This is a genomic window from Arsenicibacter sp. R0_47 (genome assembly GCF_057652235.1).
The window spans coordinates 178181-196844 of sequence record NZ_JBYFCJ010000005.1; the positions used below are offsets into that span (position 1 = coordinate 178181).

10 protein-coding genes are annotated in these 18664 nt (G+C 51.9%); 2 read left to right on the plus strand and 8 right to left on the minus strand.

The window, feature by feature from the left end:
- From AC23NW_RS12270 to AC23NW_RS12305, 8 genes are all read right to left on the minus strand, one after another.
- Positions 1-1548: an alpha-amylase family glycosyl hydrolase gene (locus AC23NW_RS12270; RefSeq protein ID WP_487449816.1), complete on the minus strand. Its 1548-nt coding sequence runs from the start codon at positions 1546-1548 to the stop codon at positions 1-3.
- 47 nt (positions 1549-1595) lie between these two features.
- A complete protein-coding gene (locus AC23NW_RS12275) occupies positions 1596-5852 on the minus strand; it encodes a hypothetical protein (RefSeq protein WP_487449817.1) in 4257 nt (1418 codons plus the stop codon).
- Between the two features lie 169 nt (positions 5853-6021).
- Positions 6022-7329 (minus strand): SusE domain-containing protein, encoded by a 1308-nt coding sequence (locus tag AC23NW_RS12280; RefSeq protein ID WP_487449819.1) that lies wholly within the window; start codon positions 7327-7329, stop codon positions 6022-6024.
- Positions 7330-7393: 64 nt separating this feature from the next.
- Positions 7394-8986, minus strand: coding sequence for a RagB/SusD family nutrient uptake outer membrane protein (locus AC23NW_RS12285; RefSeq protein WP_487449820.1), 1593 nt, complete (start codon positions 8984-8986; stop codon positions 7394-7396).
- 129 nt (positions 8987-9115) lie between these two features.
- A complete protein-coding gene (locus AC23NW_RS12290; RefSeq protein ID WP_487449822.1) occupies positions 9116-12106 on the minus strand; it encodes a SusC/RagA family TonB-linked outer membrane protein in 2991 nt (996 codons plus the stop codon).
- Between the two features lie 365 nt (positions 12107-12471).
- Positions 12472-15300: an alpha-amylase family glycosyl hydrolase gene (locus AC23NW_RS12295; protein ID WP_487449824.1), complete on the minus strand. Its 2829-nt coding sequence runs from the start codon at positions 15298-15300 to the stop codon at positions 12472-12474.
- A 302-nt stretch (positions 15301-15602) separates the two neighbouring features.
- Entirely contained in the window at positions 15603-15794 is a 192-nt protein-coding gene (locus tag AC23NW_RS12300; RefSeq protein ID WP_071503053.1) for a cold-shock protein, read from the minus strand.
- Positions 15795-15930: 136 nt separating this feature from the next.
- Positions 15931-16506: a Maf family protein gene (locus tag AC23NW_RS12305; RefSeq protein WP_487449826.1), complete on the minus strand. Its 576-nt coding sequence runs from the start codon at positions 16504-16506 to the stop codon at positions 15931-15933.
- Between AC23NW_RS12305 and AC23NW_RS12310 the strand changes: the two genes are divergently transcribed.
- Together AC23NW_RS12310 and AC23NW_RS12315 are read left to right on the plus strand one after the other, a co-directional pair.
- Positions 16505-16678 (plus strand): hypothetical protein, encoded by a 174-nt coding sequence (locus AC23NW_RS12310; RefSeq protein WP_487449827.1) that lies wholly within the window; start codon positions 16505-16507, stop codon positions 16676-16678. The two genes, AC23NW_RS12305 and AC23NW_RS12310, sit on opposite strands and share 2 nt — an antisense overlap.
- 64 nt (positions 16679-16742) lie before the next feature.
- Positions 16743-18659 (plus strand): hypothetical protein, encoded by a 1917-nt coding sequence (locus AC23NW_RS12315; protein WP_487449829.1) that lies wholly within the window; start codon positions 16743-16745, stop codon positions 18657-18659.
- Positions 18660-18664 lie beyond the last annotated feature (5 nt).

Genomic DNA, 18664 nt, shown 5'->3' on the forward strand with positions numbered 1-18664 from the left:
TTACTTCGTTAAAACCGCCATGCCATACGCGCCTAACTGCAGCGCATCCTTGACGACGTTGGCCGAATTTGTCCGAAATAACACCTTTTTATATGATTTAGTTGTAGAAGAGAAGGGAATGGTCTTCATTTCGCCGGTCAGGTTCTGGATAATCACCAGATTCCCTTTCTGGTGCGGCCGGATAAACGACAGTACACCCTCCTGATCAATACCCGATTCTGCCAGATTAACCGGAGTCACCTGCACCAGTGCCGGCTGACTTTTCCGGAAAGCGATCAGCTTTTTGTAGTGATTATACAACGAGTTCGGATCAGCTTCCTGCACGCTCAGCGGCCGCACGGTCTGGTCGTTCGAAAAGCGGGGCTTTTCCCAGGTAGGCCGGCTTTTGTCTGTAGCCTGTGCTGTCCAGAGGAACGGCTCGCGCAGGAATTCATCCGGTTTTTCGCCCAGCATCCCGATTTCTTCGCCGTAGTACAGATACGGTTCGCCCGGCAGGGTAAGCAGCAAATTGGCCGCCGCCTTCATTTTATTGATGTCGCCGCCGACAACCGTACCGATCCGAGTACCATCGTGATTGCTCAGAATCGGGGCGTCGATAAAGTTCGGGTTGGCTGCCGCATAGGTTTTGTAGTCGCTGATCAGCTTTTTGATGAATCCCCGCTCATTACCCGTTTTCAGAATCTCGTGCAGTTTGAGGTGGGCGTCAATGTTGAAGTTCGCCGGTAATCCTTTGAAGTAAGGCGCTACCTTATCCGGCGTAGTCCATACTTCGCCGATGAGGTACACTTCGGGCTTTACACTCGCCATTTCCTTGTAAAATTCCTGCCAGAACGCATGTGATTTCGGGGCTTCCCAATCCGGGTAAATGTGCTTGGCCGCATCGAGCCGGAAGCCGTCGACACCGATGTCCTGCAGCCACCACTTACCGATTTCGTAGATTTCTCGCCGGAGCTTCGGGTTATCGTAGTTCAGGTCGGGCATCATTCCCGTGAAGAGGCCGTAGTATTTTTCGTCGTCACCCTTATTGGCAAAGTGCCAGGGGGTAAGCTCCCACGAGCCGCCGGCCGCCTCGCGGGTGGCGATTCCCAGCGAGTCAATGGTTTTGGGTGGCAACCAGTTGTAGTAGTTGCGGTACGGGCTTGTTTTTGAGCCCTTTGCTGACACAAACCACGGGTGCTCACTACTCGAATGGTTGATGACGAAATCCTTAAACACCAGAATGCCCCGTTTGTGAGCTTCCTGAATCAGTCGTTTGTAATCGTCCAGCGTGCCATATTCCGGATCAATAGACTTGTAATCAACCACATCGTACTTGTGATACGTAGGCGATTTGCTGATTGGGGTCAGCCAGAGTGCATCAACGCCGAGGTTTTTCAGGTAATCCAGTTTGGCAGTAATGCCATTGAGATCGCCAAGGCCGTCACCGTTTGAATCGGCAAAGGAGCGGACAAAAATCTCGTAGCAAACCTTAGGCGTTTTAGGTTGTGCATAAGCTGCCTGACCAATGGCCAGTGCGCCGGCGAAAAGAGAGAGAATGAAACGTTTCATACAAATAAAAAGGGGCAGTCCGTCTCCATCGCCGGACTGCCGGTTTGTTATGGACAAGCGGTGCCGGTGACAACAATGGAATTGGTAACCGAACAGCCGCCGAGGTAAGTGGTAAGCACGTAGGTGCCGGGCTGGCGGACATCCAGCGCAAAGGCATTGGTTGTCAGCGGATCGCGATAAACATTACTGAATACATAGCCGTTCGGTCCGGTGAATACAAAGTTGGTACCCGTGGCCAGCCCCGTAATTTTTGCTGAGCACGTGTTGCTGCTTAACGGACTGGTCAGCGTCAGGCTTGACACTACCGGCGACTGTGTTGTCGGGGCAATCGTAACGGTACTGATTTCCGGACAGCCGCCATTCATTGTGACAATGGTATAAGTACCGGCCTGGCTGACCGTTGCCGTTCCGTTTGGCATCGGCTGGGTTCCGTTCGGGCCGGTCAGGGTGTAGCTTCCCGGTCCGGTGGCTGAGAGCGAAACCTGCCCGCTGCCGTTACACATCCAGCCGTTTTGGCTTACCTGCACTGCTGCTGCCCGGTTGCAGGGGAGCGTACCCGTGTAAGAAACAGTCGCCGTAGCAGTGGCCGAGCAACCGGCAGATGTGCCTGTTACAGAGTACGTTGCTGAGCCAGCCGTGGCTGACGATACTGAAATTTGCGGGGTCGTCTCCTGCGTTGACCACAGGTAGGTGTTGGCAGTCGCCGCCGTCAAGGTTACACTCTGACCAACACCCACCGTTGTATTGGCCGGTGAAATGCTGACCATCGGTACGGCGATGACACTGACGCTAAGCCCTGCTGTTGCCGAACATCCGTTTGCTCCCGTCAGTGTAACACTGTACGGAGTATCAGTCGAGGGGTTTACGGCGCGCACCGGATTGCCGGAGTTGTCATCCCAGCGGAATGTACCGGTACCGGTTGCCGTAAGGGTTGTGGACTGACCAAGGCAGAGCGATGTGCTGCCGGAAATACCGGCTAAAGGAGCCGTTTTATCTTCTGAAACCTGAATACTGGCGATGTTCGTGCAGTTGTTGGCGGCGGTGAGCGTGACCGAGTAAGTGCCTGATGTGCTGACCGTGCGGGTGACGTCCGTTGACACATTGTCCCACAGGATGGTGCCGGTTCCGTTAATTGACAGTGAGGCCGTCGGGCTGGCGCAGGTCAGGGTGAGGGCCGACGGGCTGATGCTGACCGTTGGTGCTCCCTGATCGGCAGCAATGGTCACACTGGCGGTATTGGTGCAACCGTTGGCGGCGGTGAGCGTGACTGAATAAGTACCTGATGTGCTGACCGTGCGGGTGACGTCCGTAGAGGCATTGTCCCACCGTATGGTGCCTGTACCATTGATTGACAGCGAGGCCGTCGGACTGGTGCAGGTCAGGGTGAGGGCCGACGGGCTGATGCTGACCGCTGGCGGGGTCTTGTCTTCGGAAACAGAAAGCGTCGCGCTGGTCAGGCAACCTGCTGAATTCTGACCGGTTAACGTATAAACACCTGCCGAAGTGACGATGAATTCTGCCGCGTTTTGGGTCAGACTGTAATTATTTGGGCCCGCGAGTGTATAACTGCTGGCGCCGGAGGCTACTAGTGTGGCCGGGGCGGCACAGGTAATCAGGCCGCTGCCAATGGCGCTCAGCGAGGTAGCCGGCAGTGCATTGACCGTAACGGAAGATGCATTGCTGACAGCTGTACAACCATTGGCGTCTGTTGTGGTGACTGTATAGGCATAGATGCCCGCTGACAGACTTTGGGTAAATACAGGTGTATTGCCGCTGTTGCTGGTATTATTACTGGTAAAGGTGTAGCTGCTGAATCCGGTGCTTGCTGATAGCGATACCGGTGTGCCGGCACAAACCGGCGTGTTGTTGCTCAGGGTCAAGGCAGAAACACTGTACCGGGCAATGTCAACAGAAGCAACGGTTGTCAGGCCGAGAGCATCTGTGACCGTAACCGAGTAAGTGCCGCTTGCCGTCGCCGATACAACACTGCTGCTGCTGGTGGCGGTTGCATTCGATGAAAATGAATAGCTGTAGGGGGCCGTACCGCCAACGGTATTGATGGTCAACGTCGCTGATTGACCAGGGCAGATGGTCGCATTGGCGGGGGCAGATGCCAGCGTTGCCGACAGGGGAGTGGCATCCCGTACCCAGACCGAATAACTTTTCGCTGGCAGCTCGATATACATCCGGTTCTGGTTGTCGACCACACCGAACGGAAAGGCCGAGCGACCCAGTACATCCAGAAAACGGGTACCGCTGCTAATGCCGTTCTGAGCCGCAATGGCATGATCAACCTTCAGCGGGTTTGAGTCAAAATTAATGGCCACAATGACGTCTTTGCCACCGGCGGCTCCCGTACCGTTCAGCTGATAAATCAAACACCGGTTGTAATCCCCGCTGATAAAATTGGTTGGCGAGGTCGGGGCGTTGCCGGTTCCGCCGTAGTGATTCAGATAACTAACGGCCTGTGAGCCGGTAATGTATCGTTTCAGCACCAGCATTAGCTGGTCAATTTCTTTTTTCATCGGACGCAGGCCGGTCGGATGGTAATCGAAGGGGTAAGAATCCGTACCAAATGTCGAGTTCCGTGCCGGATAGCCGTAATAATCGGGGTAGAATACTGTAGGAACGCCCAACTGGTTGTTCGTTAGCAGATAAGCGTAGCCAAGTATGGGGTTGGTGTGCACCAGCGCATCACCATATGACGAGTTCGACGACCGGAAATCATGGTTGTTCAGGAACGTCATAATGTTAAAGCCTGACATACCTTTACCGTCCCGCAGGCCCGAGAAATAAACCTGCCGCGCATTGGCGCCGTTGTCAATCGCATCTTTCAGCGCGCGGCGCAGGGAGAAGTCGAACACCTTAACCGGAATGGCACTGGCTGCCGACGGGTTAAGCAGGTTCAGGTGGGAGGATACATTAGTGACCCAGCCCTGTAGTTCGTTCAGGTTTTCGCCGTACCATTCCCCAACGACCAGATTCGGCGTGCGGCCGCTGGTATACATGCTGCTGAGCATATCGGCGACAAACTTAGGGTCGAAGTGTTTAACGGCATCCATCCGTAATCCTTTTGATCCAAGTTTGTCATAGGCCCACTTTGTCCAGGCAATCAGCGTATCGCGTCCGCTCGACTGCGAGTGATCGTAGTCGTTAAAATAGTCCATACTTTGCTGACTCCAGGCGGGCCCAAGACAGGTGCCGGTAGCGCCACCGAAACCGTAACCGCCTTTGCTGACGTCGTGATAGCCGCTGCCGTTTGTCGCGGCTACGTTCTGGGCGTTCCAGTTCGGGCGGAACGCGTTCCAGTTGAGACCGCCGCGTTTGCTGGGTAATCCGCTGAAATCGGTATAGGTCTGAAACAGCAGCCTATAGTTAGCACCGTTCTGAGCCCCCTGATCGGCAATGTCGTAGTTGCCGGCACCGTACCAGATTTTCCAGATGCGGTGATCGGTGTAGTTGCCGCACAGGTTGACCGCCTGAATAAACAAACTGTCGCCGTCGGCGTTAAAATCAGTGGCTTGCAGATTCAGATCAAACTCAGTTTTGTTGTTGTTCATTTCCACCCAGTAGCCCTGCCGTAAACCGGCTGAATAGGTGCCGTTAGGGGCATTTATGGATGTGGCTGCTGCTGAGGGGTTACAGCCGCTGGCAAAGTCCCAGGCCGAGCCGCCGCCTGCTTTGTTGGTCGTGATATACAACAGATACCGCTGTCCCACATAACCGCTTGACCGCGAGTTGATATTGATGTAGTAATGCCCTGCCCCAAGGCCGGTTGATCCGCCAACAGGCACCACCATTCTGACGCGGTCAGAGGGGAAGGGCTGTTTATAGCTGGTTGTTTGGGTCGTGTTGTTGTCACCGTAATTACAGCTGCCATTGTTGGCACCGGCGTAATTCAGCATATACTCCTTAACGGCAGGGTTATTCTCCGGCCGGCCTCCGTCGCGGTGATTATAAACCATGTCTGCGACGGGTGTAATGCCGTTGGCAGTGAAGGAATTAACCATGTCCGTGATTTGCGGGAGTGTACCGAGTGAGGTCTGTGACGGGCCGATAAACAAATCTTTCGGATCGTATCCACCGCTTTTATTGCCGTTTCCGGCAAACGGGGGATACCATACGTGGGTAAAGCCAGCCTGCCCAAGGTTCTGTGCCTTCAGCCGCAAGGTATCTGACCAATTGAAGCCCTGACCTGTTTTAGGATAATCCCAGTAAAACCCCTGTAGCATAACCTGTTGTGCATGAGCAGTCAGGCTGAGGGCGCATAGTAAGCAGCAAATCCAGAAATAAACCTTACGCATAATGAAATAAAGTTAGGGTGCCATTCTGTTGCGGTGGATGCTTAAAAGAGTGTAGACACCTGTCCGGAGCCCGTGCGGGCCGGCAGGTAACAGGGCGGGAAAGTGAGAGAGAGGTGATTAATAAAAACGGGTGGAGGCCCGAAAGCCCCCACCCGGCCTAAGAAGCAGGTTACTTCTTAGTTAGTTTATAGGTAGGTTTGCTTGCAATTGAAAAATCAAGGGTGATGTCATACGTGCCGGCTTTTACAACAATATTATCACCACCGGCGTCTAGGATACCGTCTGCTTTGGTATCCCCGTAGTTCACATCCCACGCATCGTTCTGACGGAATTTAATCTCGCCGTCAACCAGTTTGATACCTGTCAGGGTCCAGATGCCGTCATTGGCAAAATCCGGTTTGAATTTCGCATCAGGCCCATTCCAGCCGGTCGCGGTGGCGCTGCCCACAATACCCCATACCTTATAGGCTTCGATGGTGTATTTCAGCGTTTTGAAATCAACGGTGATCAGGTACGTTCCGGCCTTCACCACGATATTGTCACCACCGGCATCCAGTACGCCATCAGCCTTGGTATCGCCGTAGTTAACGGCCCAGTCTTCGTTTTGACGGAATTTAATCTCACCGTCTTTCAGTGTAGCAATGGCCCGCCACTGATCCGAGGAAGGATCGTAGAAGAACGGTACGTCCGGTGCGGCCCAGCCGCTTGGCGTGGCACTGCCGACAATACCCCATGCGTACTTCTCAATCGTGTACTTCAGCGCACCCTGATCGAACGTAATCTTGTAGTTGCCGGCTGTTTTCACCGCAATGTTGGCGCCGCCTGCTTCAAGGGTTCCGTTAGCGCCGTCGTCGCCGTAATTAACGTCCCACTTGTTATCCTGCCGGATTTTGATTTCGCCGACCGCCAGATACACATAAGCCACATACACATTGGCTTTGTCTGACTTATAGAATGGCATATCGGGCCCGTTCCAGCCGTTGGTCGTCGCACTGCCGACTACGCCCCAGTTCGAGCTCAGATCCAGCTTGTCGAGGTAAGGCGTTGCTTTAATCGAGCTGATCGCTGACGACAGCGTTGTTTTAGGTCCCAGTACCGACTGTACGCGGATGTCGATATCACCGGCAGTAGCCGCTTTCAGACCCAGCTTCAACAGTGCCGGATTCAGTTCTGATGCTTTGAATACTTTCTGGAGATTGCTGCCGACGGCAAAGCTGACGGCGTTAGTGAAATCTCCGCCTTTTTTGTCGACCAGTACCGTGTAGGCCGATGCTGCCTGAAACCCGTAATCCGGCTGACTCCATTTTACGGTCAGTACGTCCTGAGCGGCATTTTCTTTCGTCAGGACGACGCTTTGCGACGATACTGAAATTACCGGCACAACGCCCGGGTTCAGCGTGGCTTTGATTTCGTCTTTTTCGCATGACCACAGCACGGGCAATGCGGCCACCAATAAGAGTAATTTTTTGAACTTCATGGCGATCTATAATGGGTTGGTCTCAGCCTGCGGGAGGGACGTCCGGCAGGCTGAGCACGATAGCTTAATATCCGGAATTTTGCTTCAGGTTTGGATTGGCAACAATGTCGGTTGCCGGAATCGGGAACAGATTCAGGTTGTCGGCGACACCTTTACCGTCTTTTACGTTGCCTTTCCATGGCCATACGTAGCTGGCATCCGTAAACTTACCGAACCGGATGAGGTCAGTACGACGGTGGCCTTCCCAGTACAGTTCACGGGCGCGCTCCTGCAGGATAAAGTCAAGTGTCAAGGCCGTAACGTTGCCGGTCGCGTTGCCATACGCCCGCTGACGCAGTGCGTTTACATACTGCAATGCCTGTGCGGTTGTTCCGCCTGAGCCACCGCGAACAACGGCTTCGGCATACATCAGGTAGACATCGGCAAGCCGGAACAGCGGGAAGTCCGTATCGACAAAGTCGCCGGTCAGGTCAGAGCCTTTGGCACCGCCCGAGGTAATGTTTTTATATTTCGTAATGGCATAACCATCCGTAAACGTCGAAATATCGGCGATTTCGAGGTTTTGACCTGTTGTATAGAACATGGCCCGCTTGTCGGTTTTGCCCGACGGATCGCTGAACAGGTTTACGATGTTTTTTGTCGTACGGACACCACCCCAGCCACCGTTGATACCGAAATCAGCCGGATTCATCGAACCGCCAACCGGTGCGTGTACGAGGAAGGTCATACCCCCGTAGGTCTTTGTATTCTGGCCATCGAAGGTTACCGGGAAAATCATTTCCGGTGATTTGTTGTTGTCGGCCAGAAACAGCTTGCGGTATTCCGGATCCAGGGTATAACCGGCTCCGATTACCTTGCTGGCATAGGTGATGGCCTCCGTATATTTTGCCTGGCCGATATAGACCTGTGCATTCAGATACAGTTTTGTCAGCAATGTCCAGGCGGCGGCTTTGTCAGCGCGGCCATACTCGTTCTGACGGGCAGCTACCAGATCATTTTCAATAGCTTTCAGCTCCGACTCAACATAATTGAAGAGTTCGGCGCGGGTTGTCTGCTTCGGTAGGAATGAACCAACGGCATCGTTTTCAGTCACGAACGGCACATTGCCGAACATGTCGAGTGCGTGGTAGTAGCTCAGCGCGCGCAGGAAACGAACCTCGGCGCGATAGGCTTTAGCATCGGTAGCGGTGGTGCCACTAATGCCCCGGCTGCTGAGCTTCTCGTCGCTTGTTTCGCGGATGAACTCGTTGCAAAGCGCAATCTGGTAATACAGACGGTTGTACATCGCGGCGATAAACTCGTTGCTTGATGTCCAGGTCATCCGGTGGTAATCCGGTAAGCTACCATCGTTCCAGCCGATCACGGCTTCGTCGGTTGGCAGCTCCTGCGCTTTCCAGTACTGGCGCAGGTAGGTCGAAAAACCTTCGTCGATACCGCTGATGTCCGGCTGACCGGCCGGGCCCTGCTGACCGCTTACGGCCAGACCTGCATATACCTTCGCCAGAATCTTCTTGTAATTGGCCGGGTCATTATAAACCGTTGCCGACGTAACGTCGTAGAACGGTTGACGGTCAAGGTCTTGTACACAGGACGAAACGGTCAGCATTGCCGTCATGATGCCCAGTGCAGAAATATGTTTTAATCCGAATGCTTTCATCGTGTTCTAAAAAACAGGTCAGAAGAGTTTGAGTCGTTTGCCGGAGCCTACCCAATAAAAGTTGTTGCCTATTCACCTCTTGTTGCGGGGCCGGCAAACGTCAAACTCTTCTGACGGATTAGTTTATGGTTAGAAACTTACGTTCAATCCAAGCGTTAAGGTACGGGGGCGGGGATAGAAGTTGTTGTCAATACCACCCGGAATCTCAGGATCCAGACCTGAGTATTTTGTCAGCACAAACAGGTTCTGAGCCGCGGCTGTCAGGCGTGCGCTTGCCAGCTTAGACTGGTACACGTTATAACCCACAGTCAGGTTTTCCATACGTAGGAACGAAGCGTTTTCCAGATAGTAATCGCTGAAATACTGGTTCGTCTGGAAGTTGGTCGACAACACACTCGACGATACGTTCGACAGGTAGTTGTTTGTATTGAAGACGTTCTGCAACGCACCGGCACCCGAGTTGATGTTATTATACACGTAGTTGCCGATGTTGCCGCGCAGTGTAAACGCTACCGAAAACTTGTCCATCGTAAAGTTTGAGCTAAAGCCCAGGTATACTTTCGGATTCGGTGATTTGTAGCGGTAGCGATCACCAAGCGTCAGGATGCCGTTTGCGTCCTGATCTACGTACAGACCTTCAATCGGTTTGCCGTTCGTGTCATATACCTGCTTGTAGAGGTAATAGGCAAACGTCGGGTAGCCCACTGTATGAATCTGTACCGTATTACCTACACCACCGGAGATACCACCAATCAGTACGCCCGGATCGTTCGGTGTCGGTACTTTGGTCAGGTTTGTGATTTTGTTCTCGTTATAGGTAATGTTGAAGTTGGCATCCCACGTAAACTTCTCCGTTGATACCGGCGTTGCGTTCAGCCCTAATTCAATACCACGGTTTTCGAGGTTACCCACGTTCGTCAGGATACGGTTGGTCAGGTTAGACCCCGCCGGAACCGGAATTACGCTCAGCAGGTCTTTGGTCTTTTTCTGGTACACATCAATCGTACCGCTGAGTTTGCCTTTGAACAGGGAGAAGTCAAGACCGGCGTTGTAGGTAGTCGTTGACTCCCAGCGCAGGTTGGCGTCGTAGCCTTCCGGACGCAGGGTCTGGAAAAAGCCATTGCCGAACTGGTACTGGGCGGTGCTTTGTCCGTAGGTGTAGCGGGCCAGATACGGGTAGTCGCTACCGACATCCTGCTGACCGGTTACCCCGTAACCTAAGCGCAGTTTCAGGTCCTGAATAACGGTTGAGTTACGCAGGAACGATTCTTCCTTGATTTTCCAGGCAAAGGCGGCCGACGGGAACAGACCCCAGCGGGTGCTCGGACTGAACCGTGACGAACCGTCGTTACGTAACGTAAACGTCACCAGATAGCGGTCTTTCAGGGTGTAGTTAGCACGGCCATAGAACGACACCAGCGTATTCTGGGTCTTGAACGGAATACCGGCCGGGCTGATCACCACGTTTTCGGCGTTCACGTCCGGGTAAGCCGGGCTTTCGCGCATAAAGTCCTGGTACGAGTAACCGCCTAATACTTCGATCCGGCTGGCAATGCTCCGCAGGTCTTTGGTATAGTTCAGGTAAAACTCTAACAGTTTGTTGGACTTCGTCTGCGAATACTGGTTGTTTGTGCCTTTACGGGCATACTGGAGCCCGGCAAACGTAGGGATATAAATTGTGCCTTCGCTTGACGAAACGTCGTAACCCAGGTTAAGGTTGGCGCGCAATTCCGGCAGGAAGTGGAATTTATAATCAAACTGGGCGTTACCGATGCTGCGCTTTACCGTGCTTTTGTCCTGTTTCAGGTCCAGCATAGCGACCGGGTTTTTCGTCGCCAGTGTGTTCGGGAGCTTGGTTGATGGGTCCAGCCATTCGAAATAACCGCCGAAATTGTTGTTTCCGCTGTAGATTGGCTGCGTTGGGTCGAAGAAGGCGGCTGCGCCGATTGCACCCTGATCGGCGAAACGGCTGTTAGCGATGGTACCTTTCAGGTTTACGTCGATGCGCAGGTGGTTGTTGAATAACATCGGCGAAATGCCCAGTGAGCCGGATGTACGGCCCAGATCTGACGTTTTCAGAATACCTTTCTGCCCCAGGTACCCGACTGATGCCCGGAACGGCATGCCCGCCAGTGAACCGGTTGCGCTCAGGTTATTGTCGTGGGTGAAACCGGTCTGGAAAATAGCATCCTGCCAGTTGGTGCTTTCCTTACCCATCAGCGCTTTTTGAGCGGCCGTGCCTTTGCTGTTGACCAGCGCGCGGAAATCGTCAGCCGACAATACATTCAACTGCTTATAGTTTTTCGACAGCGATTCCTGTGAGCTGAAGTTAAACCGGATCCGGTCACCTTTTACGCCTTTTTTGGTCGTGATCAGGATAACCCCGTTCGACGCCCGTGAACCATAGATCGCCGTGGCCGACGCATCTTTCAGGACCGTCATGGTTTCAATGTCGTTCGGGTTAATCATGCTCAGCGGGTTTGGCGAGCCCGAAATGCTGTTGTTGTCAACCGGTACGCCGTCGATGACGATCAAAGGATCGTTGTTGGCGTTCAGTGACGAACCGCCGCGGATACGGATCTGGCTGCCCGAGCCCGGGGCACCACCGTTTGAGGTGATCTGCACACCGGCTACCTTACCGGCTACCAGCTGTTCCGGGTTAGTAATCTGTCCCTGCACGAAATCCTTCGACGTGACGGCTACTACGGAACCGGTCAGGTCTTTCTTCCGCTGTGTACCATAACCGATAACGACCACTTCCGTAAGCGACTTGGCATCGTCTTCCAGCGTTACGTCAATCGACGTCCGGCTACCGACAACTACTTCCTGCGGGTTTTTACCAACAAAGCTATAGATAAGCGTGGAATTAGCCGGAACGATGAGTTTGTAGGCGCCGTTAACGTCTGATTGCGTTCCACGGGTTGTACCTTTTACAACGATATTGGCGCCTGGTAGAAGAGCACCGTCTTTTTCGCGGATGGTACCGGTGATGGTAACATCCTGCGCCATTGCTGCCATGCTGAGCAGTCCGAAAACAAACAGCATCATCAATGACGACAACCGCCGGAAACGACGGTTAACATCCACTTGCCGGAAAGGCTTGTAATGTTGTTTCATCATGAGTAGAGTGTACGAAACTAGTATGTTAAGAAAATGAGCCAAGGTTCTTTTGTTCAAAAAAGGATAACAAAAGCCCTATTTCAATGATGCAAAGGTAAAGGACTGATGTGGGTCAGTCGTTCCACTTTAGAAGGAATGGTATTTTATCGCTAAAAAATTTTAAACTATTGTTTTTCAGGAATTTGTCCAGTCTATTTAGGAGCGTTTTAGGAAAGTGGCACCTGGGAAATTAGTGATGAATGAGTGATTGAGCGAATGGGTGAGAAAGATGCGGCTTACTTATAGATAGACTGGCAAAAGGTGGTGGTTGTATATTCCCTTTTGCGTTGGTATATCACTCAATCACTCATTCGCTCAATCGCAAACTATTCTTTGACAAATCGCTTCACTGCCTGCTGGTCGCCTTGTGTTACCCGGATCAGATAGGTTGCTGCGGGCAGTGATCGGGTTGAGATTGGCTGCCGGAGTTGCGGGCTGTTTTTCTGCGCCTGCTTTGCCACCACCTCGCGGCCCTGCATATCGATCAGCGTGATGGTGACCGGCCCGCGATACCCGTTTGTCAGGTTCAGTATAATTTCATCGGTCGTTGGGTTGGGAGCAAGCTGCAGGTCGAGTTGCAGCTCTTCTGGTACGGCCGTAATCAGGCTTGCGGTAAGTGTAAAGGGCACGATACCTGATTCAGGGGCGGGCAGTTTGGTTTGCGTAAACAAGTGGAACGCACCCGGCTCAAGGACCAGTGTCATGTTCGGGTCCTGAACATTGATTTCCTGCCCCGTAAAATAGTGATACCAGATACCGCCCGATGGAAAACCGGCCTTCACTGTCTGGCTGCGGGTTTCAAAGTTGCCGATCAGAAAGGCACTGCCACTCACATGCGGCAACGTCAGCCGCTTGATTGTGGTGCTGAAATCCATCGTAAAATCGGTGGATGAAAATGCCGGCAGGCTTTGTTTCAGCTTGATAAACTCGCTGTAGGTTTTGTAAAGTTTGAGCCGTTGAGCGTCCTGCGCATAATTCCAGCGGACAGGTTTGGCGGAGGTGCGGCAGTCATTTGAGATCGTTGTTCCGTCCGAACAGGCATTGATCGACAGGTCATACCCCAGTTCGCCGAACTGCCAGATCAGTTTCGGGCCAGGCACTGAGAGCAGAAAGGCCGCTGCCAGTTTCGACCGTTCCAGGGCTGTGGCTACGGTTTTAATGTTGTAACTGCCGTCAATAATGCCGTTTTGCTCCAGATCAAACATAATCCGCTCTTCATCGTGGCTTTCGGCGTAGCCAATCAGATTCGGGTTTGTAAAGCCCCGTTTTTGGTACGAAATGCCTTCGAAATTACCACCCTGACCACGGGCAGCACCGCGGAAATCGTAATTATGGTTACCCCACAGCATCATACCGTAATTAGCCAGCTCTTTTTCTTCCTGATTATCAGCAAAGTGTTCAAGAATGACATACGCGGTTTTATCATAGCTACGGATCTGGTCATAAATCCGTTTCCAGATGGCTACACGGCTGGCATCGTAGGTACCCCAGGCGTTAACATCATTGCCGGTATTTTTCTGCGTAAACCCTTTGGAGAGGTCGAAGCGGTAGCCGTCAAATTTAAACTCCTGAATCCAGTACTGGCAAACCCGTTGCACCAGGCTTTGGGTTGCTGTGCTTTCGTGATTAAAATCAAAGAAAACGCTGAACGGGTGAGTAGCCTGCTGGTTGAAAAACGGGTTGTTGGCCGCCGGACGGTCGTTGTTCCAGTACATTTTTACGTACGGAAACTCATAATCTGCCTGGTTTAATACCATGTCAAGCACTACGGCAATGCCGTTGCTGTGGCAGGCGTCAACAAAGCGTTTGAGGTCGTCTTTGGTTCCGTAGGCTTTATCCGGTGCGAAGTAGAAAATCGGATTGTAGCCCCATGAATCATTGCCCGAAAACTCCATAACGGGCATTAGTTCAATGACGTTTACGCCCAGCCGTTTCAGGTAGGAAAGGCTGTCAGTCAGTGTTTTATAAGAACGGTTCGATGAGAAATCGCGGACGAGCAGCTCGTAAACGACCATCTTTTTCGGGTCAGGGCGCTGGAAGCTGGCGGTCTTCCAGACATACGGCGTCTGATTGGTCTGTAATACCGAGACAATCCCCTGAGCGCCCTGCGGATAGGCCTTCAGGTTCGGATAGGTTGTTGATGAAATGTATTTATCGTTATTGGGGTCGAGTATCTTGTCAGCATACGGATCCGCCACGGCGAGTGTACCGTTAACCAGGTACTGGTATGCCACCTCCTGACCGGCGGGCAGGCTGCCCAGTTCGATCCAATAGCGGTTGCCGTCCGGCGTGCGGTTCATGAGGTAAGCCGGGCTATACGTCCAGTTATTAAATTCACCGATAACGTGAACAAACTGTTTTTCAGGCGCGAAAAACGACAGGATAACGCGGTCGGCGGCAAGGTAGTTGATGCCATCTTTGACGCCGGCCGGTAAATCGGCGATTTTCGGTTGCGGCCGGATGCTGTAGAAAAAGGTATCAGCCGCTGTTTCGGTGGCAGTTTTTGCCTGTACAATGACGGGGAAAACCGTATTCGCAAGGTTACCGGCCGAAAAGGAAAAGCTGACGGTATCCCGGTTAGAGGCGGTAAAAATAGTTGTGCCTTGCCGTGTAATGGTAAAGTTTGCTTTTTGGGAGGCAATAGCCTGAATATCAATGACGCTGTTAGCTTCCACAAAAAAACGCTGCTCTGCCGGTTTTGTGAAAATTACCGATAATTTGTTTTCATAAACAGACACAAACAGGTCTTCAGTCTGAAACCGGCCGTCCCCGCTTTTGATAACAACCCCCAGCCGCTTAACCGTTTTGGCGGCCGGAACGTTGAAATAGGTGCGCGGTGTCAGCTTAATCTGCCACCGGTCGTTGCCTAAGGCCGTCATACGGCCAGGTTCATACGGCTTGCTGAAATCCGTCTGTCCGGTTGGTGCAAACTCCCATGGATTGGTTTCAGTACTGCCCGCACCTGACCAAAGGTAAACATCATTGGTTTTGCCCAGCAGCCCTGCGGCGCGGCCGTCTTTAGCCTGTCTGAGATCGACAATAAGTGTGACTTCCTGATCTGCTGTGGGGAAGGCAGGTTGTGTGGTGATAACCTGGGCCGATGCCTGTACAAGTACAAACAGCCAGCCGACGAAAAAGAGTAAAGATCGTTGCATTGAGTCCGGACCACAAAGTGCTATGCACCCTTGTGTAGTTAAGAAAATACGAAACTGAAGTATCGCTATAAATAATGGGATTATAGCCTGACAAAAGTAAGGGGCTTCCGGTCAGGAATCGTTCCACTTTCGTAGTAGCAGAAGAAAGAAAAGGAGGCGGTTAATTGGTTGTTGGTAAGCATATTAAGCGAAATGGTGGGGGCGTTTTAGGAAAGTGGCACTACAATGTGCGCAGTGGTATGCTGCAAAAAAAGAAAAACACGCCGGAGGCGTGTTTTCATCGGAAGAGCTATATCGAAAGATTAAACGAGTTCAACGTTAACGGCATTAACGCCTTTTTTTCCGCGCTCTACTTCGAACTTAACCTGATCGTTTTCACGGATTTGGTCGATCAAACCAGAAGCGTGAACAAAGATATCCTCACCGCCGTTCTCCGGCTTAATGAAACCATAACCTTTGGTTTCATTGAAAAATTTAACTGTGCCTTTTTGCATTATTTTATTGGTATTGGCCTGCAATATAGGATGACAAACGTTACGAACCTTGCTTTGCGAAAATTAATTTTATGTTTTGTCAAATATTAACCTCCATTCAGGAGTTAAGGTTGAGTGGTAGGATAATCTGTATAGTTTATTGGACAAACTGTTTAAGAAGTTGGTAAACCCGGTGAGTCGGTAACCCCATAACTGTATAAAACGAGCCTTCGAGCCGTTCAATCCCAACCAGCCCGATAAAATCCTGTGCACCGTAGGAGCCCGCTTTATCGAAGGGTTTACATTCACGGATATAGTAGCCGATTTCTTCGTCAGTCAGATGGGCAAAATGGACGATGGTTTCGTCAGTAAAGGATTGCTGCCCCTGCGGACTCAACAGGCATACACCCGTACGGACGCGGTGGGAGCGGCCTGCCAGATCACGGAGCATACGGTAGGCCTCCGCAGCATCCGCCGGTTTGTTCATGATCCGGTTTTCCAGAATAACTACCGTATCAGCGCAAAGTACCAGCCGTTCGCCAAGGTCCGCTTTAAATTCGGCCGCTTTCTGACATGCCAGGTATTCGGCAACGTCATTGACCGGCATCGTGGGCGGAAATAACTCGTCGGTGGGGCGGGTTTCAATGGTGAAGTCGAATCCGGCATCGGTCATCAGCTGTTTCCGGCGGGGGGATCCCGACGCTAAAACAAGTGGATAGCGAAGTTGCAGCATGTCTGGTAAATTTTGTAAGTTGTCGGTACTGTATGATACGTACCCCAAAAGTACAGACAAAGACCGTTTGCCCGAACCGGAACTGTCAGAAAAGCTGAGCGCAGAGCCCGCAGAAGGCAGCGGCTTTTACCATAAAGTAGGTTTCGGTACAATCAGTGCCGTCCGGGATTGACCGGCGGCGTGACAAATGGCCGCCAAAAGAGTTATAAGACATAATGACTGAGTTGTGTACCCCAATGAAGAAACGTGCCGGTATTGTTTCTGTAAGCCTGATGATCTGCTGGATTGTCACCGGTTCATGGGTGTATGCGCAGAACGATACACTTTTCAGGCACCAGACGGATTCTGTTCAGGTACGGTTTAAGGTACCTGTTACTGACAGTATGCGCCGCCGGACGGATAGCATTCTGTATACCCGGTTCAAACAGCGGATGTATAAGCGCAGGCTTACGCGGCAGATGTACGATGCTCTTTTCCGTGACGTGTATAATAGTCAGTTAAAGACGGGTGAGGTTGATGCGTTGGAGAATAATCCGTTCCGCGAATATGACGGGAAGGTAATCGGGACGATTTATATCCGGCGGCTGGATGTGTTCGGGCCCAGTGTATATGATACCCTCCGGCAATCGCATAACTGGTTTGAGCGTTTCGGCAGCCGGTTACACGTTAATACCCGTGAGAGCGTTATCCGGCGGCAGTACCTGCTTTTTCAGGAAGGAGACCGGGTTGATCCGGTAAAGCTGCGGGATAATGAACGGGTACTCCGGAATACGTCTTTTTTTCACGATGCCCGGATTCTGGTCGTTAACCGGCCCGGCAGCCGGCAGTTTGTTGATGTATATGTGATTACGCAGGATGTCTGGTCGTTATTGCCCGATGGCGGTGTCGGCGGGCTTGACCGGTTTACGCTCGGGCTCGATGACCGGAATTTCCGTGGTCTGGGCCATGATTTCTATAACAGGGTGTCATACGACGGGAAAAATCCGCAGCAGAAACTGGAGTACCAGGGGCGGTATATTATACCCTACATTAATGCTTTTAATGTCAAAACCTTTCTGACTGCCCAGGGCGATTTCTTTTATCAGCGCGATCTGAAGCAGATTTCATTGCGGCTATTCCGGAATTTTATCACACCCGACACGAAATATGCCGGTTCCATTCAGTTGAGCCGTAATGTAGTCCGGAACTATATTTTCGACCGGTTTGACAGCCTCCAGACCGTCCGGCTGGATTATTTATATAGTGATATCTGGCTGGGCCGGGCGTTTAAACTTTACCGGTTATCAAATGATTCTACACGGGCGCGGCTGGTAATTGCTGCCAGAAGCAGTAGTTATAAGTATTTTCAACGGCCTGAATTACGGGCAGATACCAACCAGTTATACCAGAATACACGGACAACACTGTTTAGTGTCGGGTACTCTCAGCGCCGTTATGTGCGTGATGTACTGATTTATGGTTTTGGCCGTACGGAGGATGTGCCGGCCGGAAATCTGCTCTCTGTCGTGGGGGGCTTTGACCGGGCGGAGCTGGGAGAACGGATATATGGGGGAATCAACTTTTCGCGGGGGCAGTATCTGAAGAAGGCAGGCTATTTATATACCTTGATTAGTATGGGCGGTTTTTTCCGTTCTAACAATATTGAGCAGGGGCTATTTGGCTTTATCGGGAATTACTTCAGTCCGTTGCATAAAACGCACTGGGGTAACATGCGCCACTTCCTTAATGTACGGTACACCCGCGGAGTCGACCGGTTTACCAACGAATATATTACGCTGAGCGGCCGGGACGGTCTGGGTATCAACAACGATAACTTGCGGGGAACCAAGCGGCTGCTTCTGAGTTATGAGAACGTGTTATTCTCTCAGCTCAATCTGGTTGGTTTCCGGGTGGCTATTGTTACGTTTGCGACGTTAGGGCTGGCCAGTTTTCCGGAGAGATCATTGCTGGCCGGCCCGTTATATCAAGGATACGGTCTGGGATTCCGTTTCCGGAATGAGAACCTGACTTTCAACAGCTTCCAGGTCAGGGTTGCCTACTACCCGAATATTCCTAACAATGCTCAGGCGTTACGCTTTGCGTTTGAAGCCGTTCCCGTCCTGCGTTTCCGCGATTTTGACATCAATGCGCCTGAAATTATTCCATACCGGTGATAAAA

What these genes read in the sequence shown, in the direction of transcription:
- AC23NW_RS12305 (WP_487449826.1), bottom strand. Translation starts at nt 16,506, where the DNA reads ATGCTGCAACTTCGCTATCCACTTGTTTTAGCGTCGGGATCCCCCCGC.
- AC23NW_RS12275 (WP_487449817.1), bottom strand. Translation starts at nt 5,852, where the DNA reads ATGCGTAAGGTTTATTTCTGGATTTGCTGCTTACTATGCGCCCTCAGC.
- AC23NW_RS12310 (WP_487449827.1), top strand. Translation starts at nt 16,505, where the DNA reads ATGTCTGGTAAATTTTGTAAGTTGTCGGTACTGTATGATACGTACCCC.
- AC23NW_RS12300 (WP_071503053.1), bottom strand. Translation starts at nt 15,794, where the DNA reads ATGCAAAAAGGCACAGTTAAATTTTTCAATGAAACCAAAGGTTATGGT.
- AC23NW_RS12280 (WP_487449819.1), bottom strand. Translation starts at nt 7,329, where the DNA reads ATGAAGTTCAAAAAATTACTCTTATTGGTGGCCGCATTGCCCGTGCTG.
- AC23NW_RS12285 (WP_487449820.1), bottom strand. Translation starts at nt 8,986, where the DNA reads ATGAAAGCATTCGGATTAAAACATATTTCTGCACTGGGCATCATGACG.
- AC23NW_RS12315 (WP_487449829.1), top strand. Translation starts at nt 16,743, where the DNA reads ATGAAGAAACGTGCCGGTATTGTTTCTGTAAGCCTGATGATCTGCTGG.
- AC23NW_RS12270 (WP_487449816.1), bottom strand. Translation starts at nt 1,548, where the DNA reads ATGAAACGTTTCATTCTCTCTCTTTTCGCCGGCGCACTGGCCATTGGT.
- AC23NW_RS12295 (WP_487449824.1), bottom strand. Translation starts at nt 15,300, where the DNA reads ATGCAACGATCTTTACTCTTTTTCGTCGGCTGGCTGTTTGTACTTGTA.
- AC23NW_RS12290 (WP_487449822.1), bottom strand. Translation starts at nt 12,106, where the DNA reads ATGATGAAACAACATTACAAGCCTTTCCGGCAAGTGGATGTTAACCGT.